At 48.1% G+C, this 24,070-nt stretch carries 27 protein-coding genes and 1 tRNA gene; 12 read left to right on the forward strand and 16 right to left on the reverse strand.

Annotated elements, in window-relative coordinates; all coding sequences use genetic code 11:
- Window positions 1-72: 72 nt before the first annotated feature.
- The 5 genes from NTX59_02465 to trxB all read left to right on the forward strand — a co-directional run bounded on the left by NTX59_02465 (window position 73) and on the right by trxB (window position 2,743).
- Complete coding sequence (locus NTX59_02465) at window positions 73-438, forward strand: divalent-cation tolerance protein CutA (GenBank protein ID MCX5784529.1); 366 nt, start codon at window positions 73-75, stop codon at window positions 436-438.
- Window positions 435-698 (forward strand): DUF4321 domain-containing protein, encoded by a 264-nt coding sequence (locus NTX59_02470; protein MCX5784530.1) that lies wholly within the window; start codon window positions 435-437, stop codon window positions 696-698. Before NTX59_02465 ends, NTX59_02470 begins: the two co-directional genes overlap by 4 nt.
- Complete coding sequence (locus tag NTX59_02475) at window positions 695-1,279, forward strand: Maf family protein (protein ID MCX5784531.1); 585 nt, start codon at window positions 695-697, stop codon at window positions 1,277-1,279. Before NTX59_02470 ends, NTX59_02475 begins: the two co-directional genes overlap by 4 nt.
- Before the next feature lie 116 nt (window positions 1,280-1,395).
- Window positions 1,396-1,803 carry a 6-carboxytetrahydropterin synthase gene (locus NTX59_02480; protein MCX5784532.1) on the forward strand — a complete coding sequence of 136 codons (408 nt, stop codon included), beginning with the start codon at window positions 1,396-1,398 and terminating at the stop codon, window positions 1,801-1,803.
- Window position 1,804: 1 nt separating this feature from the next.
- On the forward strand, window positions 1,805-2,743 hold the full coding sequence (gene trxB / locus NTX59_02485; protein MCX5784533.1) for a thioredoxin-disulfide reductase: 939 nt from the start codon (window positions 1,805-1,807) through the stop codon (window positions 2,741-2,743).
- Between the two features lie 39 nt (window positions 2,744-2,782).
- On the opposite strand, the gene NTX59_02490 is transcribed toward trxB, so the two are convergent.
- The 5 genes from NTX59_02490 to NTX59_02510 form a co-directional block, all read right to left on the reverse strand.
- Window positions 2,783-4,492: a tetratricopeptide repeat protein gene (locus NTX59_02490; GenBank protein ID MCX5784534.1), complete on the reverse strand. Its 1,710-nt coding sequence runs from the start codon at window positions 4,490-4,492 to the stop codon at window positions 2,783-2,785.
- A gap of 10 nt (window positions 4,493-4,502) precedes the next feature.
- Window positions 4,503-6,017, reverse strand: a complete 1,515-nt coding sequence (locus tag NTX59_02495; protein MCX5784535.1) for an FGGY family carbohydrate kinase — start codon at window positions 6,015-6,017, stop codon at window positions 4,503-4,505.
- 104 nt (window positions 6,018-6,121) lie between these two features.
- Complete coding sequence (locus NTX59_02500; protein MCX5784536.1) at window positions 6,122-7,453, reverse strand: PD-(D/E)XK nuclease family protein; 1,332 nt, start codon at window positions 7,451-7,453, stop codon at window positions 6,122-6,124.
- Entirely contained in the window at window positions 7,434-8,240 is an 807-nt protein-coding gene (locus tag NTX59_02505; GenBank protein ID MCX5784537.1) for a hypothetical protein, read from the reverse strand. Before NTX59_02505 ends, NTX59_02500 begins: the two co-directional genes overlap by 20 nt.
- Window positions 8,241-8,295: 55 nt before the next feature.
- Window positions 8,296-8,367: transfer RNA gene (locus NTX59_02510), tRNA-Arg, on the reverse strand.
- A 338-nt stretch (window positions 8,368-8,705) separates the two neighbouring features.
- Here NTX59_02510 and NTX59_02515 point away from each other — a divergent pair.
- The 3 genes from NTX59_02515 (at window position 8,706) to NTX59_02525 (ending at window position 11,290) form a co-directional block, all read left to right on the forward strand.
- Window positions 8,706-9,605, forward strand: coding sequence for a hypothetical protein (locus NTX59_02515; protein ID MCX5784538.1), 900 nt, complete (start codon window positions 8,706-8,708; stop codon window positions 9,603-9,605).
- Between the two features lie 77 nt (window positions 9,606-9,682).
- Complete coding sequence (locus NTX59_02520) at window positions 9,683-9,925, forward strand: hypothetical protein (protein ID MCX5784539.1); 243 nt, start codon at window positions 9,683-9,685, stop codon at window positions 9,923-9,925.
- 12 nt (window positions 9,926-9,937) lie between these two features.
- Window positions 9,938-11,290, forward strand: coding sequence for an MBL fold metallo-hydrolase (locus NTX59_02525; GenBank protein MCX5784540.1), 1,353 nt, complete (start codon window positions 9,938-9,940; stop codon window positions 11,288-11,290).
- Here NTX59_02525 and NTX59_02530 read toward each other — a convergent pair.
- The 9 genes from NTX59_02530 to NTX59_02570 all read right to left on the reverse strand — a co-directional run bounded on the left by NTX59_02530 (window position 11,285) and on the right by NTX59_02570 (window position 19,296).
- On the reverse strand, window positions 11,285-11,653 hold the full coding sequence (locus tag NTX59_02530; protein MCX5784541.1) for a hypothetical protein: 369 nt from the start codon (window positions 11,651-11,653) through the stop codon (window positions 11,285-11,287). The genes NTX59_02525 and NTX59_02530 overlap by 6 nt on opposite strands.
- 125 nt (window positions 11,654-11,778) lie before the next feature.
- Window positions 11,779-12,735, reverse strand: a complete 957-nt coding sequence (locus NTX59_02535) for a hypothetical protein (protein ID MCX5784542.1) — start codon at window positions 12,733-12,735, stop codon at window positions 11,779-11,781.
- A 116-nt stretch (window positions 12,736-12,851) separates the two neighbouring features.
- Window positions 12,852-13,319 (reverse strand): hypothetical protein, encoded by a 468-nt coding sequence (locus NTX59_02540; protein ID MCX5784543.1) that lies wholly within the window; start codon window positions 13,317-13,319, stop codon window positions 12,852-12,854.
- A gap of 18 nt (window positions 13,320-13,337) precedes the next feature.
- A complete protein-coding gene (locus tag NTX59_02545) occupies window positions 13,338-13,799 on the reverse strand; it encodes a hypothetical protein (protein MCX5784544.1) in 462 nt (153 codons plus the stop codon).
- A 25-nt stretch (window positions 13,800-13,824) separates the two neighbouring features.
- Entirely contained in the window at window positions 13,825-15,042 is a 1,218-nt protein-coding gene (locus NTX59_02550; GenBank protein ID MCX5784545.1) for an ATP-binding protein, read from the reverse strand.
- A 26-nt stretch (window positions 15,043-15,068) separates the two neighbouring features.
- Window positions 15,069-16,058, reverse strand: coding sequence for a hypothetical protein (locus NTX59_02555; protein MCX5784546.1), 990 nt, complete (start codon window positions 16,056-16,058; stop codon window positions 15,069-15,071).
- Window positions 16,059-16,181: 123 nt separating this feature from the next.
- Window positions 16,182-16,358 (reverse strand): hypothetical protein, encoded by a 177-nt coding sequence (locus tag NTX59_02560; GenBank protein ID MCX5784547.1) that lies wholly within the window; start codon window positions 16,356-16,358, stop codon window positions 16,182-16,184.
- A 178-nt stretch (window positions 16,359-16,536) separates the two neighbouring features.
- Window positions 16,537-18,165, reverse strand: coding sequence for an AAA family ATPase (locus tag NTX59_02565; protein MCX5784548.1), 1,629 nt, complete (start codon window positions 18,163-18,165; stop codon window positions 16,537-16,539).
- 135 nt (window positions 18,166-18,300) lie between these two features.
- Window positions 18,301-19,296, reverse strand: coding sequence for a WYL domain-containing protein (locus tag NTX59_02570; protein ID MCX5784549.1), 996 nt, complete (start codon window positions 19,294-19,296; stop codon window positions 18,301-18,303).
- 125 nt (window positions 19,297-19,421) lie between these two features.
- Here NTX59_02570 and NTX59_02575 point away from each other — a divergent pair, with 125 nt between their 5' ends.
- Both NTX59_02575 and NTX59_02580 read left to right on the forward strand, forming a co-directional pair.
- Window positions 19,422-20,417 (forward strand): hypothetical protein, encoded by a 996-nt coding sequence (locus NTX59_02575; GenBank protein ID MCX5784550.1) that lies wholly within the window; start codon window positions 19,422-19,424, stop codon window positions 20,415-20,417.
- Window positions 20,418-20,459: 42 nt separating this feature from the next.
- A complete protein-coding gene (locus tag NTX59_02580) occupies window positions 20,460-20,900 on the forward strand; it encodes a hypothetical protein (protein MCX5784551.1) in 441 nt (146 codons plus the stop codon).
- A gap of 17 nt (window positions 20,901-20,917) precedes the next feature.
- Here NTX59_02580 and NTX59_02585 read toward each other — a convergent pair whose 3' ends face one another.
- A complete protein-coding gene (locus NTX59_02585; protein ID MCX5784552.1) occupies window positions 20,918-21,508 on the reverse strand; it encodes a hypothetical protein in 591 nt (196 codons plus the stop codon).
- Window positions 21,509-21,666: 158 nt separating this feature from the next.
- Between NTX59_02585 and NTX59_02590 the strand changes: the two genes are divergently transcribed.
- Window positions 21,667-21,864, forward strand: a complete 198-nt coding sequence (locus tag NTX59_02590; protein MCX5784553.1) for a hypothetical protein — start codon at window positions 21,667-21,669, stop codon at window positions 21,862-21,864.
- Window positions 21,865-21,974: 110 nt separating this feature from the next.
- Complete coding sequence (locus tag NTX59_02595) at window positions 21,975-22,358, forward strand: hypothetical protein (GenBank protein ID MCX5784554.1); 384 nt, start codon at window positions 21,975-21,977, stop codon at window positions 22,356-22,358.
- 36 nt (window positions 22,359-22,394) lie between these two features.
- Here NTX59_02595 and NTX59_02600 read toward each other — a convergent pair whose 3' ends face one another.
- Window positions 22,395-23,876 carry a DUF2779 domain-containing protein gene (locus NTX59_02600; protein MCX5784555.1) on the reverse strand — a complete coding sequence of 494 codons (1,482 nt, stop codon included), beginning with the start codon at window positions 23,874-23,876 and terminating at the stop codon, window positions 22,395-22,397.
- Between the last annotated feature and the right edge of the window lie 194 nt (window positions 23,877-24,070).

Consider the following 24,070-nt stretch of genomic DNA (forward strand, 5'->3'; position numbering starts at 1 on the left):
CCACCCTCTGCGCTAGCCCCTCTCCCCTGAAGTTATTTGACTTATCAGGCTTCTATTTATATTATCTATGTTATGCCAACACCTTACGATATCTGTTTTGTGACCGTGAGTGACGAAAAGACCGCCTCTATAATAACCGACGAGCTTATAAAAGAGAAACTCGCCGCCTGCGTTTCCGCCGTGCCCGGACTTTCCTCCACCTATCGTTGGCAGGGGAAAATCGAACACACCCAGGAGATCCTGCTGATAATAAAGACGAGAAAAGTCCTGCGCGAGGACATAATACAGGCGGTGCGCCGCAAACACGCCTACAGCGTGCCTGAAACAGTTTTCTTAAACATTGACGAAGGCAATAAAGAATACCTGGACTGGCTGGGCGCCAACACGCTTTTTACCAGCAATATTTCAAAGGACAGGCCTGAACTCAACGAAATATGAAAAACATACTTCATGTGGTGGTGGTGATAGTGGTGGGGGCGCTTCTCGGAATTTTATTCAGCAAAATATGCAATATATGGCTGCCGGCCGGAGCGATAGCCAACCTTATAAACACCGGCATAGACACGGGGCTCAAACCGACCACACTGGACCTGAACCTGATAGAATGTACCGTGGGGCTGGTTTTCAAATTCAACATCGCAAGCATAGCCGGAATTTTCATCTCGGCGGTAATCTATAAACAGCTGATCAAGGGATGAGACATCCACGGCTTATACTTGCCTCCAAATCTCCGAGGCGCATAAAACTGCTGACGCTTTCCGGTATAAAACACCGCGTAATACCCAGCCATATCGCGGAAATCTCCTCCTACAAACGCCCCGCTCTTATAGTACGGGAACTGGCGTACAAAAAAGCGCTCAGCGTGGCCGTTAAATACCCGGGCTCGCCGGTGCTTGGCTCCGACACACTGGTTTACTGCAAGAACCGGGTGCTTGGCAAACCTGAAAACAAAAAAGAGGCGCTGCGGCTGCTGCGGCTGCAGAACGGTTCGTGGCAGGCTGTGCATACGGGCGTGGCCCTGATCTGGCTTGAAAAAGGCGTATTTCTGGCCGGCGCGGAAATTTCCCGCTGCAAAGCGCGCAGGTTGAAGGAGGCCGAACTTAAAGATATGGCCTCAAAGCACTTAGACAAGGCCGGAGCCTACGCCGTGCAGGACACAGATGATATTTTTATAGAAAAGATGGAAGGCCGTTTTGACACAGTGGTAGGGCTATCCATGAACCTGGTGCGTAAATTCATGAAGAAGACAGGGCTGAAGGTAAAAAAAGCAACGGCTTAGGTATACAGAATTCAGTAGTCAGAATTCAGAATGGTGGAACCTTTCTCATCGCTGGTATTCTAATTCTGGCTCCTGAATTCTGGCTTCTGTCTACTAGGGCCGTACCGGAAGAAACTATGTATAAAGTCAGCAAAACCGTATCTTTCGCCTACAGTCACAGGCTGCTGGATCATAACGGCAAATGTAAAAATCTGCACGGCCATAACGCCAGGGTGGAATTGATACTTGAAACCGAAACGCTTGACAGTTCGGCTATGGTGGCGGACTTCACGGAGTTCGGCGCCGCGCTGAAGATGTGGGTGGATTCGAACCTTGACCATAAAGTTATACTTTGCGCGCGGGATCCTCTGCTTAAACTTCTTAAAAAAGCGCGCCAGGCCTGTTTTGAAACGCGTGACAACCCGACGGCTGAGGCGCTGGCCGAACTGATCTTCATTAAAATGAAGAAGCTGGGCCTGCCCGTCTCGAAAGTAAAATTCTGGGAAACAGACAATTCAATGGCTTCTTACAAAGAGGAAAGATGACATGAACGAGAACGACAACCACTACGATCTTTTGATAATCGGCTCCGGCCCCGCCGGTTTTACGGCGGCCATTTACGGCGCCAGGGGAGGTCTTAAAACCGCCCTTATCGGAGGCGCGGCCCCCGGCGGACAGCTTCTGCAAACCACGGAAATAGAAAATTTCCCCGGCTTTCAGGAGCCGGTGAACGGAGCCGACCTGATGACTCGCATGCTTAACCAGGCAAAACGCCTGGGGGCGGCAATACTTCAGGAAGACGCCGTAAAAGTTGACCTTAAAGTTTCTCCCTTCGCCGTAACCGGCTCAAGCGCCAATATATACACCGCCCGCGCGGTAATAGCCGCCACCGGCGCCAGGGCCAGGTGGCTTGGCCTCGCCTCGGAGGGGAAATATATAGGAAAGGGCGTTTCAGGCTGCGCGACCTGTGACGGATTCTTTTACCGCGGGAAAGAAGTGTGCGTGGTGGGAGGGGGGGACTCCGCCGCCGAAGACGCGCTGTTCCTGACCAGATTCGCCTCGCGTGTTTATCTGGTGCACCGGCGGGACCAACTGCGCGCCAATTTCCGCCTTCAGGAAAAGTTGAAAGCGAACCCGAAAATAGAGATTATCTACGACTGCGTGCCGCTTGAGATGCTTGGAGACTCAAAGCTGAAAACCGTAAAGCTTAAAAATGTTAAAACCGGCGCGATACGCGAGCTGAATTTAACCGGCGCGTTCATTGCCATCGGCCACTCGCCGGAAACGGCTGTTTTTGAAGGGCAGCTTAAACTTGACCAGGATGGGTATATCTTAACCGACGGACACGCCGGAACTTCCGTGCCGGGGGTCTTCGCGGCCGGGGATGTGATGGACCGCAATTACAAACAGGCGGTAGTGGCCGCCGGTTCAGGCTGCGTAGCCTCCATGGAAGCCGGGAAATACCTGGAAGCAAACGGGGAATAGGGATTAAGTGATTTAGTGATTAAGTCCAGAGTGAAATTTTCATTTACTCGCCGCAATAACCTGTTCAAGTTCGGGCTGCACGTAAAATCCCCTATTGCGCATCTGCTCAATATAAAATTTCGCCTTGGTTATGTCTTTTTTCTGATAGTTCAGAAAGGCCAGATTTGCGTAGACTTTAGCGAAGTCCGGGTTTATCCGGAGAGCCATTTCCCAGGAAAGCTCCGCTTTATCGACAAAGCCGCCGCCATAGTATAAAATCCCCAGATTAAGATAGACATTGTCGTAAAGAGGATTAAGCTTTATCTCTTTGAGGTAATATTCTTCCGCTTCCTTAAATTTGCCCCGGTTCATGTAAAGGAGGCCTAAATTGCCGTAAACCAGCTTTTCCTCCGGATTTACTGAAACCGCTTTTTTCCACAGGCTTTCGGCGTTAGGCAGATCTCCGTCAAGATAATACATTGAGCCGAGATTATTATAACTGAAAGCGTAACTGGGTGAAGATTCAACCGCTTTTTTCCAAAAACTTATTTTATCCCTGAAATTTCCGCAGTGGATAAAAGCGATCAAAAAAAACAGGCACAGAACTCCGGCGCCAAGCGCCAGTGCCCCGCGCCCGCGCAATTTTAATATCCCGGGGATATCCAGTTCCGCAAGCATAAAAATAAAACCTGTCAGCGGAAGATATAGCCTGTGCTCGCTGAAATCAGGCACAGCCGAACCTGAGCGTATAAATGACGGCAGCAGGAACAGCAGGAACCAGAATATCCCGAAAGCGACGTAATTCGCCCGTTTTGCCCTGGAAACATATATCAGCGCCCCGGTAATGATACCCGCGCATACTCCGTACCGCATCGGCAGATCTTTAAGTACCGGCATTATCCCGAGATCGAAGGGGAAAAAGATTTTGCCGATATAGGGGATAAGAGCGGGGGAATTTTCCATCAGCGATCTTATGATGTTAAAGTCGGAATTTCCTATAATTGTTTTTAGAACGGCGCTTCTCGCCAGAAACCAGCCCGAAACAACCAATATCCAGCCGGCAAAAAGCGAAAGATTGCCTCCGGCAGCCGGTTCAGATTCCTTCTTAATAAAAACGACAAAGAACAGGCACAAAGCGCAGAGGAAAACCGCGTTTTCCTTGGTCAGCAGCGCAAGCAGTAAAAACAGCAAATGAGCCGCTAACTGTGCCCGTTTCCGGCCCTCCAAAAAAGACAGGAACGAAATAAAGCTCAAAAGCGTGAATAAGGCGAGCAGGATGTCGTTCCTTCCCGGTATCCACGCCACGGCCTGCGTCAAAACGGGATGTACCGTAAAAAGAAGGGCGTAAAAAAACGACAGCGCCCTGTTATAATTCAATTTCACCAAAACCCGGAACACGAGGCAGCACACGAACAAGTGCAAAAGCACGTTGGTAAAATGATACGCGCCCGGATTTTTCCCTCCCCACAGGGCGTCCAGCATAAATGAAACGGTGATCATCGGCCGGTAATATGAGCCGCCCAGGTGGGAGTGGAAAACTTCTTCCCTGAAAAAATTAATGATGTTCGAAGCTCTGGAGATAAAGTCAAACTTGTCCAGTATAAGCGCGTTGTCGTCAAGGTAGCTGAAGTTAAAAAAAATGGTCCTGAAATAAAGCAAAAAGCCGACAAAAAATATCCATACGAACGGTTTATACGAATTTAAAAAAGCGTCGCCGGATAAAACTCCGGCGGCTTCAATTGTGCGGATATCTTTATGTTTCCGGGTCATAGCATCTGGCTTATGCGTGGGGGAGCGCGCCCAGGCGGCGCAAAGCTTGGCTGGTTTTCCGGGTCGCCTTCACGAACGCGCGCCAGCTCTTGATCAATTTCTGGCGTTCTTCTTCGCTTAATTGCGGCGCGAATTCCCGCGGCGAAGTTTTTATTTTCCAGGAGGGATTAAGGCCGATAGAGCGCGCGGCGGCAAGGGCCGCTCCCGCGGCGGTGGCCTCGGCTTCTTCCAGGCGCAGCACTTTGGCGCCCGTAATATCGGCCTGAAACTGCAGCAGCCAGTCTATTTTTGAAAGACCGCCAGAAACTTTCAGCTCGTCTATTTTAAAACCTTTGCGCTTTACAAGGTCAAGCGAATCGCCCACCATGAAAGCCACGCCCTCAACCATGCCGCGCACGACATCGTACTTGTCGGAGCCGGCGGAAAACCCGGTAAAAGTGGTAAAAGCGGAGAAATCCCAATACGGCGAGCCAATGCCGCCTATGGCCGGCAGACAGAAAAGACGGTTTTTGGATTTGCGGCACATGCCGTCTACATCATTTATATCGTCAAAAAGGTTAAACTTCACTTTCAGCCATTCAAGGGCCGTGCCGGCTGAATTGACTGTGCTTTCGGTAAAATAACAAAGCGATTTTTTACCGCGCCCCGTTTGCCAGCCCACTGAATTAAGCAGACCGCGTATTTTTACGGGGGTAGCACCGGTGTTTACCAGCAGAAAAGCGCCGGTGCCATAATTAAGGGCGGCGGCATTTTCGCCCTCAACCCCCAGGCCCAGCATAGCGGCCTGCTGGTCGCCAAGCATGGCGCGAACCGGCAGCGTAAAACCGTCCGTTTCAATGCGCCCGTAATCTCCGAAACTTGGGCGCACTTCCGGCAGGCACTCCGGGGGCACTCCGAAAGCCTCAAGCAGGCGCTTGTCCCACTTCAGCCGCCTGATGTTGAACAGCAGGGTGCGCTGGGCCTGGCCCGGATCCAGAGCGAAGACAGAGCCGTTCGAGAATTTCCAAAGCAGGAAGCCGGCCACCGGCGAGATAAGAAGATTTTTCTCTTCGGCGGCTTTTTTGACCGCGGGATAATTTTTAAGACACCAGGCTATTTTTGAGGCGCTGTAATACGGGGTTTTATACAGGCCGGTGGCATCATGGATTTTGCGGTTTGAAAGGCCCACCGAAGACAAAAGTTCAAGCGCGCGCCCGTCCTGCCAGCTAAGCGCGGGGCAAAGCGGCGCGCCGCTGCGCTTATCCCAGAACACCACCGTTGAACGCTGGGCCGCCACGGAAAGCGCCAAAACCTTTGAGCCGGGGGGGAGTTTGGAAAGCACTTCACTTAAACTTTCTTTCTGTGTCCTGAAGATCTCTTCGGCGTCGTACTCCGCCAGCCCCTGGGCGGGGTAAGCAGCCTCAAGCTTGCGCTGGGCCTTGAAACGTACCTTTCCCTCAAGGTCAAAAACAAGCGTCCTTGAGCTGGAACTCCCCTGGTCAAGCACCAGAATAAAATCTTCGCCGCCAGCCGGCATATCAGTCATTCATTACCTCTGCCATAAGCCATAGGCTATACGCCTTCATTGTTGAATCCAAATCTTAAATCTTGAATCTTGAATCTTAAATCATCGATCTTCAGCCCTCAGCCTTAAGCCTTTTTTCTCTTCAGATTTATTTCAAAGCGGGGAGAGCTCACACCGTGGCGCTTCAGTTTGTTTTTTGCGTCTTCCGGCACCGCGGGGTCGCTAAGCATAGCCACTATTTTGGGCAGCGTAAGGCCAAGGGCCTTCTTGTAAAGGTCAAATTCGTTCAGCACTCCTATAACCGCCTCGCGGTCGCTGAATTTCCAGTTTTCTCCGCGGCTGAGCTCAAGGCTGTATTTTTCGCCGGATAATTCTTTTTTACCGGACCCCGCGTGTATTTCGCCAAGCTCGCGCGCCACTTCCTCAAGCTGGGTGTTCAGCTTGTCCATTTCTTCTTTCAGGTGGCCGTAGCGGTCCACCAAATCTTCAACTTTAACGTTGGAGCCGCGCGGCGGCACCGCCGCTTCGCCAGCGGCCGGTTGTTCCTTTTTGTAGTCTTTTGCCGGGGCAGAAGAGGCAGACGGCTTGCGCGAAGCGGAGTGAACGGGACAGAAATTTTTAAAGTCGCAGAAATGGCACTGGAATTCCCCGGGATTTGGCTCAAATTTTAAACCGCGTATATTTTCCGCCGCGCCAAGCACCCTTTCCCAGAAGACGCCTATCTCCTTATCGTCGGCGCGCTCAAACGGATATTGTTTTAAAGTCGGCACATGGTAATAAAGCATCTGCCGTATTTTCACCGAACTTACCTTTTTGCCGTAACGCTCCGCTATCTTTTCCTTCAGCCGCGGGTCCAGTTCGGTTATTTTCTGGTACATGTAAAGCTGGTCAGGCTGGCGTTTTACGTCCTTGCCGGTTTTATAATCTATTATTTCCACTTCGCCCCCGCCCAGGTATTCAATGCGGTCGGCTATTATGCGCACTTTAAGGCCGTCCACTTCCACGTCGGTGGAATATTCAAGCAGGAAGGGAGGTTTTAGAGCGGCCTTATTATGGGCGTAATACGCCTGCAGCATTTCAAGCCCTTTTTGGAAGTCGACCGCTTCTTTGTCCGGGTCTTTGTATCCTTTTTCAAGCCACGACTTAACGCCCCACTCTTTTTTGTAGAACTCAAGCACTTCTTCAATGGACGGGAAAGGCGGATTGCTTACGGCGTGAAGGAACTCAAGCGCCTTGTGAATGCTGTTTCCGAAAGCAAAATATGATTTAGGCTCCTCTTTCAGCTTATCCAGATATTTGAACTTATACTTCAGCGGGCACTCCGTATACATGGAAAGCTTGGAGTAGGAAAACGCGAGCAGGCCGGAAGATTTTTTTACGGGTACGGGAGGGGGGGCCACAGCGGGTTCCGCGCCGAAAAGGGCCGGGGTATTTTCCTCACTTTGTTTTTTCTTCATAAGAGATAAGCTCCGTTACCCTGTTTTCAAAACCCTTCCCGCCCACCGAGGTAAGGATCTTGCCTTTCCAGGGCGCGTAATATTCATAGATCCAGGAAGACATGCCCGCCATGCGCCTGCTTATTTTAACGCAATTCTCGAACTCGCCGGCGCGCGTCTTCACTTTCAGGCCCGCGGCCTCAACCTTGAAAGACAAACGCCCGCCCTGCCACTTTGAAGTCCAGCCGGCGCCGGAACTCAGAGGATACCGGAGGATAATTGTATCAAAACCGTCCTGCTTCTCAATTAAGTCACCTCCGGAAAGGCTATAGGCGCGTTTTTGGCGGCTTACCAGCTGGCGGCCGGCGTAAAAAGTGTTTTCGGCGGTGGTTTTATCCGGAGCGACCCCGGTAATCAAAAATTCCTGCCTGGCGTTTTTGCCGCCGGTCTGCGAGTCGCCGTAAAGCCAAATACCCGCAGTGTCCATGGGGAAATAATCGGGACAGATCAACAGCCCGCGCATGGCTTCGCGGCGGAACTTTGTGATGGGATAATTCCTCAGCAACTTTTCAAAAAGCGGGCCGGATTTTGCGCAGAGGCCGAATTCCCTTGAATAAATGCCGGCGGCCTTAAAAAGCGCCCGCTCCGTACGGGGGTCTGAAGAGCTTGTTTCGGCAAAAAGTTTATACTGGTCCGCGGCCGCAAGCGCCAGACCCTGTGAGCGGAGTTTTTCCGCCTCTTCGTAATGGTAATTTCCGCAGGAGGAAAGGGCAGCCGCGGTTAAAACGAGAAACAATGTTTTCTTCATTATAGAAACCGGAAAGTATCCAGGATAGTCCTCAGCCTTCAGCCTTCTAAAAGCTTGCCCCCATCAGGAATCGAACCTGAATTACCTGCTTAGAAGGCAGGTGCTCTATCCATTGAGCTATGGGGGCGTTCAACTATATTTTACAATAATAATTTATGTTTCAGGGGTGGAGCCATAACTGTGGTGGTGCCCGATTTGTGCCCTCTCAGTAATGGTTTTATACTGTTCTACGCTTCAAAAGCCGCCATGCTGGAGGCCAGATGTTCCACGCTTCAATGCGCGTAGCGCATTGTCAGGTTTGGGGTTGAATGCCCTAGAATGATTTGCAATGCTGCCATATCACGGGTATCCATTGCAAAATAATTGGTATGAATTACAGGGGGAAGGTCATCGCTTTTGCATGTTCCCAATAAGAAAGCAACCTAACGACACCACGCTGTCGGCGCGGGCCTGTATATTATTTTCATGACAATATTTAAAAAACCCGACACGCTTTGCCGTGAATTTAATGAAAGCACCGAAAAAGCGTGGGTTAGCTACTCCAAACTGGATATCCCACTGGGCTTCAGTCTGCATCACTGTCCTGACTTCAGGCGCGGGGGGGTCTCTATAATTTCCTCACGGCCACGCCAGGGCAAAACAGCTTTCATTATATCGGTTCTAAATAACCTTATAACTTCCGGAAAGTTTAATGCGGCGGTTTTCCTGCCGGATATGCCCACGGCTGAGTTCTTTTCAAGGCTTACGGCAAGCCGGGCAGGCGTGGCGTACTCAAAAGTTAAAAGAGGCACAATTACACGTGATGATTGGCTTCTGCTTACAAAAGCCATTCCAGCTCTTTCTAAAACAGGGCTTTGGGTTTCCGCTTCCAAGCGTTTTTCATCCAATTCCGTGCGCACGGAGGCCTTGGGACTGGTCCGTGAGCTGAAGCGGGAAAAGAATAAGCTGGACGTGATCTTTATAGATTCCGTTAACTATCTTTCAGATTTTCCCGAACGAAGCTTAGATAAAACCGCTATACTGCACGCGCTTAGACGCCTGGCCGAAGATACAGATACGGCTGTTGTCTGCGCTTACGGCCTTAACGAACTTAAACCGGACGGGCTTTCGCCCCGCGCGTGCCCCAAACTCCGCGATTTCCGCGCCCGCGGCATATTTGAAGACGCGGTCGGAATTATCCTCAATATACGCATGCTGCAATACCGCGTTGCTGGTATTGATAGTAAAGAGGATGTATCTCTGGATATTGTCTGGAGCAATACGGGAAAATACGGGCATTCTATTCCAGCTAGTTTTGATTGCGTCAATTTAATGTTTTATGCTGAAAAACTGCCCCCTGGCAAAAAACCAAGGTTAAACCGCTGAGGCATTTTATCCTGCCGACGCCACGCTGTCGGCACGGTACTATATACTATTAATAAGGGATTGTTTTGGAGGTTTATATGGCAGTTATAGCGGTTTTTATGTTAATTTGGCTGGGTTTCGCGGCTTTGTGTGACAGAGGCAATGCCGATGTTAGACGGATTGTGGCCGAAGACCGCATTGCCACGCTTTTAAAACTGATTGAGTACCTTGAAGCCCACGAACAGCCCGCTAAATTGGCAGTATTGCCGGAATATCTAGCCATGAAAAAAGTTATAGCCGAAGCCGAACAAAACGCCGGGAAATATTTTCCCAGGGAGTAGAAGAATAAACATATGGAATTCACAATGTACAGAGGAAGTAACCAGGTGGGGGGAACCTGTATAGAAATAAAATCCGGCAGTTCAAGGATACTTTTAGACCTTGGCATGCCGCTTAACGACAAAGCGGGCAAGGATTTTCTTGTTGATCCGCTGAAAGGCAAGAAGGTGTGGGAGAAAAAAGATATTTCAGACCTTAAGCAAAGCGGTATTTTGCCGGATATCAAAGGGCTGTATCAAGATGACAAAAAGGATTTTGATGCTATTCTGGTCAGCCATTCCCATGGCGACCATTACGGGCTTTTGCATTTTGCCAACCCGGAAATCCCCGTGGTTATGAGCCCCGGAGCCATGAGAATGATAGAAACGCTTAATGCGTTCGTCCCAAGGCAAGTGCCGCTTTCAAACATCATCCCGGCTATTCATAATGAGGATATTCCGATAGGCGGTTTTATAATAAAGCCGTACCTGATGGACCACTCAGCTTTTGATGCTCGTGGTTTTTTTATAACGGAAAAGATCACGGGGCAAAAATTGTTTTATTCCGGCGACTTTAGGTCAGGCGGGCATAAGAAGAATGCGTTTGAGATGCTTGTGGACCGCCCACCCATGAAACCGGATTATTTAGTGTTAGAAGGGACGTCAATCGGGAGGGGGGAACCGGAATATAAGACTGAGAAAGAGACACAGCAAGCTATCCGTGAAACCCTTAAGAATGGGCCCAGGTTGGTGCTGGTGGCCTGTTCCGGGCAAAACATAGACCGGATATGCTCCCTATATGCTGAAGCGCGCAGGGCCGGTTATGAGCTTGTAATAGACCCATATGTGGCCTGTGTGCTTGAGAACCTGAGGAATTTGCCTTATGCCGGCAAGATTCCGTTACTGGAAAACCCCGGGATAAGGGCGTTAATCCATAATTACGGCAGGGGTGACAAATATGTGGGCAAGATTGATAAAGAAGGCTGCAAGTTTAAGCCGTTTATTACCATTCTTGGCCGGAAAAAGTTAAAACCCAGGGATATGGGGGAGGGGAAATATATTGTTTTAGTGCGGGACGGTATAGTGTCGGCAATTAAAGCCATTCCCGGCTATAAGGATGCATTGCTGATATACTCGCAATGGCAGGGCTACCTAAAGAAATCTCACATGAAGTTGACCGAGTTTATTTTTGAGTCCGGGCTGAATAAAAACATGAAGCACATCCACTCCTCCGGCCACGCGGACGTGGCGACTCTCCAGCAATTGGTCGCAGCACTAAATTCAGGCAAAATCATTCCTGTGCATACGGAACACCCGGGTGGATACGAGAAATTATTCCGGGGTCATGAGATAGTAAAAATTAAAGACGCCAAAAGAGTTGAGTTATAATTGTGGATGGACCTTGAAGTAAGTCATGCTCTCTATAGGGATATCGTTTTTTGAATATTTTCCGAATCCCCAATAATCCTCACGTTCCATTAATATTATCCAGACAAAGAGGCCAAAGCATTTGCCGGAAGCTTCTCGGTTAGACCGGCAAGCAGTTTCGTAGATAGCTTGAAAAGGTGTTCCAACCCAGTTTGTCCCGGGGATCCATCCAGCTGTGGCAATTTCATCACCCGCAATTTTCCGTAAGATTTCTTGCTTTATACTCTGAATCTGTTCCCCAGACAGTCGTGAGATCCAAACATCATAGTCCTGCTGGTGCGGAATAGTAGTAATCTCTCTATTGCTGTTAACATCCCAAAGCATATTATCTCCTTTTCGCCGATTTGTTAAACGACAATCCTATATCAATTCTATATGGAGCATAAGTAATCGTCAAACGCTTACCACAAACCGCTGCTAAGGTACGAATAAAATGGTCCAACAAAGAATCAGTGCCTATTATATAAATTAAATAAAAGTTCTTCACGATAGGTAACTATTTTAAAGTGCAATTTATCAGGTCCAAGAGTCTTGAGATTTAAAAGTTTATCAAACTCTTTAGCAATTACCTTCTTTTGACGCTCTTCAATACAGACAACAACATCAATGTGTAAACATGCGGGGATTTTAACATTTTCGATTTTAATCTTTTTTGCAAAATCACACACAGATTGATACCACTGCCGGCCCAAATCTGATCGGAGTATTTTCAAAAGCGTAACAGCATATATATAGGCTTGTCGTGCAGCATGTTGTGTCTCGCCAGGCCTTTTAAGTTCCCATACAGATAACCGTGGGGCAAACTCGGTATTGGCTTTACTTCGAGCAAGGATGTCAATATGCCCAGAACCACTATTAAATACTGGGTAGCCGTTACAGGCTGAAATAGGCAACGGAACCTGCAGCGGAAAACCGACCATAGTAACGGGCTGTATCCCATCTGGAAACACACCGCTTAGTTTTTGCGAGTTTGGCTTCATCATCTCATGTATTATTAAACTTTCATACTTATGTTCAGTCACACTGGGCTCACCATTACAGGCTTTTAAATGATTTTGTATTCTTTTAATGTTTTTTGAATTTGTATTGAATACACCGGCGGTTCTAAATCCGAAATCACGCTCATTTGTTTTTTGTTTTTCTTTTAAAATATTAATCACAGGGATTTCACCATTAAAAACCAGTGTCCCTATGCTTTGCCCACGAAATCGAAGATCAAGTGCATTATTGTTACCAATAGAAGCATAAAGTTCTAATGGCTCAATATCTAACGTTTTTATTTTTTTAATATTCTCAGTTAACTTTTCCCGTTGTTTGGCGGCTTTTTTAATCCAAGAGATTAGCCTTGGCTTAATTTTTTCAAAATGGGTATCCCATGTGTCAAGTATTTCGTCGCGAAGGTTCATGCTTTCTCCTTGTGTTATAGTTTGTGTTTATATTCGCACCCGAACCCGTTGTTGTTTAGATACTCTATAATATTTTTAGCACTTCCTGTTACCAGGCGTACAAGTGAGCTTTGCGTCTAAAAAACAGTCGGTTCTTCTGAAGTCTTTGGCAGTCTTCGCACATTATCCCACCAGCCGAACCCTGTGTAGTCGGAATCAGTGAAGTCACGCAGAGAAACATGGTATCTAGGCTCATTGTAGGCGGGACCTTTGGGATTTATGTTTATATACGGTACATAATCCTGCAGACTCATAAACAAAACGATGTTGTCCGGGTATAAACATGCTTTCCCGCCTATTTCTTTTTTTGTAAACCAGATAGAGATAGAACCATCCTCGTTTTCAGCGACTATTTGCCGCATATCTGCGGAGAACCCGGCTTTAAGTATCGTTCCATGCATTTCCATAAAGCCGAGCACATTGGAATTGTCTTCCAGTTTCCGCACTTGGATCACCCCGCCTAAAGACCAGGCAAGTGAATACTTCCTGTCAGGCGAAATAGGGGTTGCATTTTTTAGCACAGATTGAATGTCAATAGTTTGCATATATTTCCGGTGATTTCCCTAGTTGCATTGCCCATATACTTTAAAGAATATTTTCCCTGCCTCTTTTTCGCCGTATAGCTCTAGTATAAATTGTTTCAATATTTTGAACCCTCTAAGCAGCCGCCAGGTTATTACGCTTCTTGCCGGTGCCGCGCCTCTTACCATACCTTCTTCAATCCATGAATCCGGGCATGTAAAGATATGTAATTCATAATTTTTGAAACCAAGTTTTTTGATTTCATGCAGATAACAGATAATCCTGCCAAATAGTTCCGGATAGGTATCCAACCCAAAGGTATCCGTAAAGATATATGTATCAGTCTCTTTGTCCCTGAAACAGTCATCAAGGAGGGGCGGCGGCTTTTCAGCGGGCCAACCGTCAAGCCAAAAGGCAAGCAGGCGGCTCTCCGACCCTGTTTTATATTTTTGCCGCAGATTTCCCGCCTCTATCACCCCAAGTAACCCGGTAAATTGCTCCATAAATAGTCCTCCGTAAACGGGCTTATTACACCTGTACGAAACCCAGGTGTTGGGAAGAGTTTCCCACCTCCGCCGCGGACCTGGGGGCAGATTTTATCTGCTTTTTTAGTATTTCCACACTTTTAAGCATGTCTTTGTCAGCCACCTGCCGATTTTCCCTTATCGCGAGCGAAGTAGCCGAGGCGAATATTTCCTGCACATAGGCCATGGAGAATCCGCCTGATTGTTTAGCGAGGGTTTCCAGCACGGAGCCGGCAAAATAGCCGTTTGCCTTTTTCTTCAGCAGTTTCAGGCGAGCAGCATAGTCCGGCAGGGGGAAATTCCAAACCCGGTCAAAGCGGCTGGGCCGTAATATCAGGGCCGGGTCTATCTTTTCCGGATAATTAGTGGTGGCAATAACAAGCACGCCGCGCATGGTAACTAGCCCATCCATATGGTTAAGCACCTGCGAAATATATGCCGGATCCGATAATTTTTCCAGCTCTTCTATCAATATCACTGCAGGTGCGTGGCAAGCCGCTGCGGAAAAGGTATAGGCGATGTCACATGAGGTTCGGTCCCTGTCGGAACTTGCTGTCAGCAAATGCGATGGCAGGTGAAGGGTTGAAAGTATAACCTTAGCGGTAAGGGTTTTGCCGCAGCCTGCCGGGCCGGAAAAGATGAAGCCGCGCTTGTAGGGCAGGCCGAATTGTTTATAAATAGCCTTAGATTTAAAAAATGTTTCCACACCGGCCTTCAGGTCTTCCGCCATCATATCCGGCAGTATAACATCATCCCAGGAAACGCAAGGCATCGGTATTTTACCCCCGCTCGGGGTTAATATATTATTTCTATAATCATTTTTTGCCTGCTGTGTTTCAAGTTTAAAGATTATTTTGTAAAAGTTTTCTAGCACTTTCCAGGTTTTAGCGGCTATAAGGAAATAAGGGCTTGAGCCGCGATTTTCATAGCAAAGCGACCGTATTGCCAGTTGTTCACCTGCCCACTCAAGATTAAAATCCCCGGTCCAGCACTTTGAGTGTATTTTAAATTCAGGAGCGTACTTGTTTTCCGGAAAATTGGTATCGTAGTACACTGCCTTAATCAGTTCCGAGTTTTTTAGTGCGCTGGGATATTTCCGGATTAATTCCGAAACGATGAATAACAATCTATTCTCGCTTTTGAATATGTTCCAGCCTTCCGATGCGGGGAACTGGATTTTAAATTTTTCTGTTTGTTGTTGCAAATAAGCGCTTTCAGACATAAATCCTCCTGTGATTTTTGTTTCCTCTAAAAATGAAAGGCTATCCGGGTGTAAGGACCAAAAAACCTCTCGCTCATTTTCACCCTGCTTCCGGGATTGTACTTATATTCTGTATCGTCATAGCCGCCTTTTCCCGCAATTATATTGCTGGTCCTATAGCGGACCCCCAACTCGAAATCAATGTTGTCAGACGAATGAACTATAGCAGTGTCAAACTCAAACATTGGGCCATAATCTTTTTCCTCCTTAAAGCAACTTTTTCCGCTCATAGCCGAATTAGTGACTTTCGTAATTCCATAACCCACGGCAAAACGAGGCACACTAATCTGCCAATCTTTTCTAATCCCAGGCAAAGCCTCAGCCCCAAAAGTCAGCATCAGTGTGGAAAAGCTTGTATCTAAGAACGACACCTTAGATAAGCCCATTGAATCATAAGTTTCCACCTGGGCCGGAAGGTTGTAACGCAAATATCTAAACCCTAACATTCCACCGGCGCCGGTAGCCTCCTTCATTTCCGGCCAGACGAATATCATGCTGATGTCGCCTTGGAACCAGTTGGTGTCTACGGGCAGGCTCTTTGCGGACTCAGGCCCGCCGCCTCTGGCCCACTCCACACCGACGGCATTTCCCTTAAACCTACCTGAGGATATACTGTTCTTCAGATACCAAGTATCACTCAAACGGCCTAAAACTGCCAGCCGAAGGTCCCGGGTTAATGCTGATGTGTTATAACCGGCACTAGACTCAATGGCCTTTTCACTTTTAGCCATCAGGTAGCTTCCAAAAAGGCCATAATCGCCATAAAGCATAGAGACAGCTACCCCGCAAAGAACAGAAGGGTCCACTTTGTAGGAAGCATACTGCACTTCTGTGGTATCGGCAGGGTCTTTAAATCCAGGCTGCCATTTCGCGTACCATATCTCGGGGGCGATGCTTAACTGGACAGTGTTTTCGGCCATAACATGCACAGTTGGAAGCATAGTTAGAACCAAAGCGCCAAATATAATTCGTTTCATAACAAGATGTCCGCCATGGAAAAGTTAAAGGCCGGGCGCAGTTTCTGTATTTTGCCGCAGATTTCCCGCCTTCAGCCGCCCCAAGTAACCCGAGAAATTGTTCCATGATAATCCGCACAAACTTCATATTTTGCGGAGAGCTTTCTTTCGCAGGTCTATCATCTGCGAAAGTTCCGCCATGTCTCGCCGTGGCAAATGCCCGAAGTTCAACCGCGCTTTCAGGCTTGCGAGTTCCTCGGTCAGCATGGCCCGCCTAACTGCCAGGCTTTGCACCGTTTTATTTTTGCCCTTTTTATTCATATTGCCCTCCGCCTGAATTTCCTGGGAGATATAGCGGCCCCCACTATATATATACGAAGCCGGGGGCCAAAATTTCCGCAGAAAAAAAGAAGCGCTTGTTTTATAAGGACATTTTGTGTTTTTAAACACCTCGCAACTATTTATGGATCCCGGCCAACAGATCGCCGGGATGACGGCACTAAGCAAGCAGTTCCTTAAGCCGGCCCGGATGCAGGCAATCCATTATATTTACCTTTTGCTCGCAGGTACCGGACTTACGATCCAATAGTTCATACATAAGCTCGGAGAAGAAATTCTCCACCGCCGCGTTCAGCCCCCTGGCGCCCAAATCCCGGGTGGCGGCCTTGTCGGCCATTTCCTCAAGGAAGGCGGGGGGGATTTCAAGCTCAATGCCGTTCTGGGCGAAGAAAGTTGTGTAGTGCTCAAGCAGACTGGTGCGTGGGTTACCCAGTATGCTTAAAAAATCCGCCTTGGTAAGCCTGTCCAGGGCTATTATGTTTGGAAAGCGGCCGATAAGCTCCGGTATAAAGCCGTATTTTATTATGTCCTGCGGCTTGGCCTGATGTAAAAGGTTAGCCTGGTCAATTTCAACCCGCGCAGCAGATGCCTGGTCCTTAAACCCTATCTGCTTTTTGGTTTTAATCCGGTCGTTTATTATCTCCCCCAGGCCCTGGAATGCGCCCGCGGCTATAAAGAGCACATTTTTAACATTAAACTGGTATGTGCCGCAGCCGTCTCCGCGGAATTTTTCATAGGTGAGTGTTTCTCCTTCAAGCATTTTAAGCAGTTCCTGCTGGACGCTTAGGCCGCTTACATCGCGTTCGCTATGATGTGACTCTCCTACATTTTGCGCGCGTATTTTGTCTATTTCATCTATAAAAATTATGCCGTATTCCGCGGTTTTCAGGTTATCGCCGGCGGCTTTTGCAAGCTTAATCAGCATCTCTTCCACATTAGAGCCCACATAGCCGGTTTCGGTATATTGAGTGGCGTCGCAAAACGCTATAGGTGCGCCCAATATTTCCGCCAGACGCCTTGTAATATATGTTTTGCCGCAGCCCGTCGGGCCTAAAAGCAGGGTATTAAGGCGCGGCGCGGCAATGTTTGCCTTGGCGGGATGGCCTGCCCTTTCCATATGCTGAAAGGCCACCGTTGATAACTGCCTTTTTGCTGTTTCCTGCGCTATAACGCTAAGGTTAAGCTGTTCCGCGATCTGGCGCGGCCGCGCCGGTTTAGCCGCGCGCTTTTTTTTCTTTGTGGGTTTGCCGCCTTTAAGCAACAGCTCAATAACCGACTCTTTAAGGTTCATTACGGACCTAAGTCCTTCTTCGCGGCCATAGCGCTCGTGCAGGAAAAGCCCGGATTTTTTGAGCCTTCCGCTTGAAAGGAAGTACGGCAAGATCTCTATTTTTGGCCGGTCCAGCAGTAAGAAAATGATTTTTAACACGTTGTCATGGCCGCGGAACGGGTTTCCGTCCATATCCCGGCCAGAAATTTCCATGGCCACAAATACGGCAAGAATAAGCGTTTCGTTCTCGTCAAATTTGTGCTTGCGGCAGATTTGCGCGAAAGGTATTTTAACGCCTTCTTTGAGCCCCTGTTTTCCCATAGCAAAAAGTTCGCGCAGCTGCGCCAAGGCCGCAGAGCAGATTTTCTTCGGATCCGGCTGTTTCTCCTGTTTGCCCCTGACAGGCCGCGATACAGGCGATCGCTCGGCGCGCCCGCCTACAGCCAGGCTCAATTCCGGCGCTTCCAGAATTTCAAGCAGCCTTTTGAGGTAATCTTTATTGCTGTGTATTTTTTTCATAAATTCTCCATACAAATAGTATAGACCACCGCACCGACAGCGTGGCGTCGTTAGGGGGGATTTTGTAAGGGGGAATAAAAAACCTGCCCCGGCCGCTTAAACAGCCAGGGCGGTTTTATTGCGGGGTATTTGTGCCTATTTTTTGCTGCCCAGGTAATCGTTTATCCGGCGATTTACCTCGTCCCTAAGGTCTTTGGGTTCAAGCACTTTTATATATGGCAGAAACCGTAGGATATTGGGCACCGCTTCATTGTGGACGCAGATTTTGGACTCAACTTTAAAAGAGAGCGGCCCTTCCTCTATTATCTTCTGCGCAGGGAAGTATTCGCTAAGTTTAAAATAATCCTTAATGCAGTTGGAAACCTGCATAACCACCCGGGTGCTGCGGTCGCGGTTGAACCAGATATTGCGCGCGGTCTTTAAGGTTTCCTTAACCCAGGCGGGTTTTTCAAAGTTTTCCTCAATCAGGGGATCAACCCCAAGAATATGCGAGTAGCGCACCGTCCGTATTTCCTGCTTTCGCCGGCCTGCAGGCTCCAGCAGATAGCCCAAATACCACATGCTGTCGCACATAATAAGGGAGATCGGCCAGGCCTTTACGGTTTTCTCGCCGCCGTCGCTCTGGTAGGCAAGGTTGATTTTATTCTTGTGCTGTATGGAATTGTAAAGGTCTTTATAAAACGGGAACTCGGTATCGGGCCGTTTCACACGGGGGGTTATCATAAAGAAAGGGTACTCGGCGTCGTCCAGGTAGAACATTTTGTCTATGGCTTTCAGCACTGATTTACTTATCTGCCCGCCGAACACTTTTGAAAATTTATATAAAAAAGCCAGGGTGGCGGCGTCGTGGTCTGTTACTTCCACTTTATCCCAGCACTGGTCCGTGGTGTCAAACAGCCACTTACCCTTTTCAAACTCATCCTCAACTATAAAATGGTCTTCCTTCAGTATGTTCAGGTCGCGCTCTATAGTGCGCACGCCAATGTTAAGCTTGGCCTCCAGATCTTTCGCGCGCACAAATTTTTTATTGTGCAATTCGGCTATTATGCGCATGACCCTGTATTTAAAATCGTTAAATTTCCGTATGCGCTTTTTAGGATTAGAGGTAATTGTTATTCTTTTTGTAGCCATGGCGCCCCCGTTGATGTTAAGCTGCTTTGTTGATTATAGAATTTAAGCGGGGGGATAAGGTAATTCACCCAAGTAAACCTTAAAAACGCTAACGACACCACGCTGTCGGTGCGGGCTTATATACTATGGGCATGAAACCAATTAATAAAGCCGAGATAGTCTATCCGACGTATAATGAAATTGAAGAAAAGGTGGATTTCTCTCCGGAGATTCCCCAAAAAGTTGAATTGGTTTATAAGGCGTATGCAGAACAGGTTCGGGATTCCTCTAACCGTAAACCGATCCCGCCGGATATTATGCTTGACTTAAACCCTAACCTGCCATTTGATCACGGACTTGGATTCGGAATTGGCTTCAGACGTAAAACAGTATCGCTTGTTGCATCCCGGCCCGGTGCCGGCAAAACGGCTTTCCTGCTAAACGCCATAAATAACATTATAACCTCCGGCAAGTTCAATATTGCCGTTTTCCTTCCGGATATGCCGACGGCGGAGTTCTGCGAAATGCTTACCGCAGTAAGGGCCGGTGTGGACTATAATTGCTTCAGGCGAGGGGGAATCCGAAGGGACAAAATGGGAGCTGTAAAAAAAGCCGGGAAAGAAATTTCAGGCGCCAATTTATGGATTTCAACTGAGAAGACATTCTCATTGGAATCCGTGGTCAAATCTGCACAGAAATTAAATTCCAACTTAAAAAGAGAGAAGAAAAAGCTGGATGCCATTTTCATTGATTCCTATAATTACCTGGAGGGATGCGGAGATCCGTTCGGACATAAGGGGTGGGACTTTGAACGGCTCACCGACTTAGCGAAGGCAACTGATAGCGCAGTAATCTGTGCGTATGGCCTTGAGCCGGAGAAGGCGGATGTCTCGGCCCAAACCCATTTTAAGCTGCGGGATTTCCGCATAAGGGGCATTTCTGAGGATGCTGTCGGGCTTATTATCAATATAGTACACCCCGACCATTCAGAGCCCCCACTTATTAGCAGGGACGAAATGTACCTGGATATTGTCTGGGACAAGTTCGCCCCCTACGGGCATGGGTTTATGGTGCTGTTTAATCGTAGTGCCCTGAGGTTTTACCCCAAGGATTCCTGCAATAATGTCACCCATAGCCGATAAACGCTGTAGTTTGGTAGAGTAAAGTTGTTCTAGGGAGGACCAATGAAAGAAATAGCAAAATATATTAACGATAAAAAGTTTGAAGCAAAACAACCTGTTGATTTTAATGTTACAGAGAATGATCTCGCTGGAAAACTTCGAGCTGTAGTGGTAAGTGGTTATGGAGTTTACATTATTTACGACTGCGCTAAGGTCTCGGGATCTCCTTTATATATAGGGAAAGCAGGGAGTTTTACAAATGAAGGGTTTGGAAAACAGGATCTTTTTTTACGTCTTACTCGTGGTAGGCAAGAAAAGAAGTCAAGAAAAGAATATTTTAAGAAAAAAATGAATGACACCAAGCGCAAAGCTATTCGTATTTGTTGTTATGTGACTTGGAAAGATGGAGTAGGAATGCTTCCCGCTAAAGCTGAAGCCGATTTGATTCAATTATATTATGATCATTCTCATGGGAAATTGCCTGAGTGGAACAAGTCGTTTTAAGTGTTCTCCATTAGTAATCAGTTAATATTCGGATACGCCCGGCATTCTTTTGCTGTTATATCGGAACGGAATTTTAAAAGTGTTTCAAGACTTTGCCGCGGATTCCAGCAGCTTACCGCATCCGCCCTGTTAAATAATTCAAGTTGGTATAGTGCCCGCACGCGGCCAATTCTGGGAGCTAGGGGCAAAGCGAGAGTTTTAAGGTAAAACGGCATAAGCGGGGAGTGGTCCGCGCCGGATAATTCTATAAGCACCAGCTTTCTCATATTCTGCCAGACAGGCATCCTGAAACTACGCAACACCTTGCGTATTAAACTCCAATCCGAACCATCCTTACCATAATCACTCAGCACTAGGCAGTCCCATTCCTTGTAATTCCTTTCAAAATCGCCAAAAATGCCGGTAAACACACAGATGAAAACTTGCTTAAGATAGGCGAGTGTCCAGTCACATTTTATTTTAGGCTCTACGCCGGCAATCTTCGCCAGGTAGCGGCAGATAACTTGAAGGCCGGGCCTAAAATTGCGCCCGGATCCGTAAACAAAATAAACCAAGGGCGATAAATGCACTTTACTGCCTGGGTTATAGTGGTAGTTATTTTTCATCATAAATAGTTTACACGGCTGTCCCGACAGCATGGCGTCGCCGGAAATTTTATTCTTCCGGCTTTAAGGCTCAAGCTGCCGACACCACGCTGTCGGCAGTGCTATTTACAATATATTGGCTCGGAAACTGAACATAAAATATTCACCTACAGGAAAATTATATGACAGAAGAAGAAAAGAACCATTTAAAGATGATTGAAGAATATGGGTTGGGACTAAAGATCGTGAAGGCTGGCCTTGTCCACACCGACAAAATATTAACCGATCTTCTTTCGGTTACAAAAGACGCCGAAGAAAAAAGCAAGGCACAATTTATTCAAGAGCGCGTGCGGCAATGTCTGGTACAATTAACTAAATGACGGTAAAAACGCCCACGGCGTCAATGGTCCGGATATAGAGGCATCGTTTCCTGCTCAAAGCGGCTGTGCGGCATGTTAAACTGATGCGGTGACATAATACCTATATCATTATGAATATTCAGATAGACATAGACGGCACGATTGATAAGGCGCCGGAATTCTTTAAGTGGCTGACGCGTAGTCTGCGCGCCGACGGGCATAAGGTCTTTATAGTTTCCTCGCGGACTTCCTCGCCGCGAAATGACCGGGAGACGGCGAAAGAGCTGGAAGGATACGGCGTAGTGTATGATAAACTCATTTTAAGCCCGGAGCTCAAAAATCTGGACTCAAAAAGATTTCCGCCGGATATGAATGCAGGGCATAAACTCTACATCCATAAGTTGTTTGCGGCAGAGGACAATGGCATAGAGATCCTTTTCGACGATTGTGGGATAACCACCGAGCTATTCCGCAAACACCTCCCCGAAGTTAAAGTGTTCCGGCCCTTGCCCTAATTCCCTTAGAGTTTTGCATGAAGAGGGGCTTAAGGATCAGGCAATTTTTTGCAGGTGTTCGAGGATTTTAACCATTGCCAGTGTGTCCTGGCCGCAGTAGGTGATTAAATCCTTGCGGAGTTGGACTTCTTCTTTTGTAGTGAGCTTGCCGGAGAGCAGGGCCTTGTAGGCGTTCTGGGCATCGCCACCGTTGGCCACAGCCATCCCCTCGTAAGTCATTGTGGGAACAAGGGCCGGCAGCACGGCTTTCATGGAAAAACTGCCTTGGAATTCAGGCAATAACACATGGCGCGCGCGGAATGGGGATGCCAGGTCCACAAAACGGTCAGCCAGAGCCAGCAGTTTCTTGGCGTGCCGGGGGGAGAACTCCGCCAGCCCCTTTATAACACTTTTCTCAAAACCCGCGCAGTAAGCCAAAGGTGTCCCAGTCAGGCCTATACTCTTAAGCAGAAAATCCACAATATCCGGGCGGGGATCCTTCTTTGCGTCGGCAAGGTACTCCAGGTGCTTCACCGGGCCTCCCGGTTGTTGCTGTATATGCAGCGAAGCCTGGAAAGGCATTTGCATGTAGGGGCGCAAGCCGTCGTACAGCGGCACGGCTGGGTTTATGGTTTCAAAGTCCAGGTGGTAAAGCGGATACTCCAAAGCTTCTACAAACTCCCGTATAGGCTCCGGCATAATTATAGGCTTGCCGGTTTTGGCTACGGTCACATAATCCGCAGCGGCGGAGCACAGGTCTATGTCTTCCGGGAAGTCTTTAAGTTCCAAAATACCTTTCCTGCGTAGGTCGTCCTTTATTTCGCCATCCAGGCGGGGGAGATTGTAAACGGAGTGCGCCGGTATCTCCTTCCAGCAATAGGAGCAGAAGTCGCATTCGTACGGGTCGGAGCAGCGCCCGCCTATTTCAATGGCCGGCTCCTTGGAATCGTTTGAGAGGATTTTGAAAAACTCCTTAAGAGTGCCGGGCACCGCGGCTTCGGCATCTTCTATGGCTTCCGTCACGTCTTCCAACTTGAATAACTGTTTCGGGTCTATGGGGCCCTTCTTCACATAAGAGGTGTCTATGACCATCAGGAAGGCCTTAGCGACCTTAATACCGGCAGCTTCCAACACGTATTTCTGTATAGCTATGTCGCCAAGATGCTGTTCTTTAAGCTCAGTTGAGCTTTTTACTTCTATAAGGTGCCAGGCCTTGCCCACCTTGCGCAGTATGTCACAGCGCACAAGCACGCCCTCAGCTTGAAAGGCAGCCTCGTAAAGCAGGTTTGCGCCTTTTGCAATCAACTCCTGTGTTCCTTTTAAGGCGCCGGCTATATCGGTATGGTACTGAGCCAGCATTACGCCGCCCTTGTAATATTTGCGCGCCCAGTCGCCCACCTCGTTGCCTTGGTCGAATATAGCCTGCTGGCTGGCGGAGACCTCTCCCATCAGGTCCTTACGGTAATTGTAAAGCCAAAGGCTTTTAACACACTGCAGCCCGCGTGTGTATTGAGATTTTGAAATTTTCTTATTAGCCATATGTGTACCTCTAGAATATTATAAAACATCCCGCCGACAGCGTGGTGTCGTAGGTCGGGGATTGGGAGGTGGAAAAGCGCCGCATTGCGCGGCCGTCTGATGGTGCCGCCTGTGGTGCCACTCCGGCAGGCAAATCCGGCATAATCGAACATCAGTCAACAAACCCGAAACGGATTTTACGTCGAAGAACACTG

It is taken from the genome of Elusimicrobiota bacterium, from assembly GCA_026388155.1.
In the GTDB taxonomy this organism is placed as follows: Bacteria; Elusimicrobiota; Elusimicrobia; order Elusimicrobiales; family UBA9959; genus UBA9634.

Coding starts and splice junctions, on each gene's coding strand:
- NTX59_02570 (MCX5784549.1), bottom strand. CDS start 19,296: ATGGCTACAAAAAGAATAACAATTACCTCTAATCCTAAAAAGCGCATA.
- NTX59_02500 (MCX5784536.1), bottom strand. CDS start 7,453: ATGAAGAAAAAACAAAGTGAGGAAAATACCCCGGCCCTTTTCGGCGCG.
- NTX59_02480 (MCX5784532.1), top strand. CDS start 1,396: ATGTATAAAGTCAGCAAAACCGTATCTTTCGCCTACAGTCACAGGCTG.
- NTX59_02505 (MCX5784537.1), bottom strand. CDS start 8,240: ATGAAGAAAACATTGTTTCTCGTTTTAACCGCGGCTGCCCTTTCCTCC.
- NTX59_02565 (MCX5784548.1), bottom strand. CDS start 18,165: ATGAAAAAAATACACAGCAATAAAGATTACCTCAAAAGGCTGCTTGAA.
- NTX59_02520 (MCX5784539.1), top strand. CDS start 9,683: ATGGCAGTTATAGCGGTTTTTATGTTAATTTGGCTGGGTTTCGCGGCT.
- NTX59_02580 (MCX5784551.1), top strand. CDS start 20,460: ATGAAAGAAATAGCAAAATATATTAACGATAAAAAGTTTGAAGCAAAA.
- NTX59_02585 (MCX5784552.1), bottom strand. CDS start 21,508: ATGATGAAAAATAACTACCACTATAACCCAGGCAGTAAAGTGCATTTA.
- NTX59_02595 (MCX5784554.1), top strand. CDS start 21,975: ATGAATATTCAGATAGACATAGACGGCACGATTGATAAGGCGCCGGAA.
- NTX59_02465 (MCX5784529.1), top strand. CDS start 73: ATGCCAACACCTTACGATATCTGTTTTGTGACCGTGAGTGACGAAAAG.
- NTX59_02470 (MCX5784530.1), top strand. CDS start 435: ATGAAAAACATACTTCATGTGGTGGTGGTGATAGTGGTGGGGGCGCTT.
- NTX59_02555 (MCX5784546.1), bottom strand. CDS start 16,058: ATGAAACGAATTATATTTGGCGCTTTGGTTCTAACTATGCTTCCAACT.
- NTX59_02525 (MCX5784540.1), top strand. CDS start 9,938: ATGGAATTCACAATGTACAGAGGAAGTAACCAGGTGGGGGGAACCTGT.
- NTX59_02550 (MCX5784545.1), bottom strand. CDS start 15,042: ATGTCTGAAAGCGCTTATTTGCAACAACAAACAGAAAAATTTAAAATC.
- NTX59_02535 (MCX5784542.1), bottom strand. CDS start 12,735: ATGAACCTTCGCGACGAAATACTTGACACATGGGATACCCATTTTGAA.
- NTX59_02600 (MCX5784555.1), bottom strand. CDS start 23,876: ATGGCTAATAAGAAAATTTCAAAATCTCAATACACACGCGGGCTGCAG.
- NTX59_02540 (MCX5784543.1), bottom strand. CDS start 13,319: ATGCAAACTATTGACATTCAATCTGTGCTAAAAAATGCAACCCCTATT.
- NTX59_02560 (MCX5784547.1), bottom strand. CDS start 16,358: ATGAATAAAAAGGGCAAAAATAAAACGGTGCAAAGCCTGGCAGTTAGG.
- trxB (MCX5784533.1), top strand. CDS start 1,805: ATGAACGAGAACGACAACCACTACGATCTTTTGATAATCGGCTCCGGC.
- NTX59_02515 (MCX5784538.1), top strand. CDS start 8,706: ATGACAATATTTAAAAAACCCGACACGCTTTGCCGTGAATTTAATGAA.
- NTX59_02545 (MCX5784544.1), bottom strand. CDS start 13,799: ATGGAGCAATTTACCGGGTTACTTGGGGTGATAGAGGCGGGAAATCTG.
- NTX59_02590 (MCX5784553.1), top strand. CDS start 21,667: ATGACAGAAGAAGAAAAGAACCATTTAAAGATGATTGAAGAATATGGG.
- NTX59_02490 (MCX5784534.1), bottom strand. CDS start 4,492: ATGACCCGGAAACATAAAGATATCCGCACAATTGAAGCCGCCGGAGTT.
- NTX59_02530 (MCX5784541.1), bottom strand. CDS start 11,653: ATGCTTTGGGATGTTAACAGCAATAGAGAGATTACTACTATTCCGCAC.
- NTX59_02495 (MCX5784535.1), bottom strand. CDS start 6,017: ATGACTGATATGCCGGCTGGCGGCGAAGATTTTATTCTGGTGCTTGAC.
- NTX59_02475 (MCX5784531.1), top strand. CDS start 695: ATGAGACATCCACGGCTTATACTTGCCTCCAAATCTCCGAGGCGCATA.
- NTX59_02575 (MCX5784550.1), top strand. CDS start 19,422: ATGGGCATGAAACCAATTAATAAAGCCGAGATAGTCTATCCGACGTAT.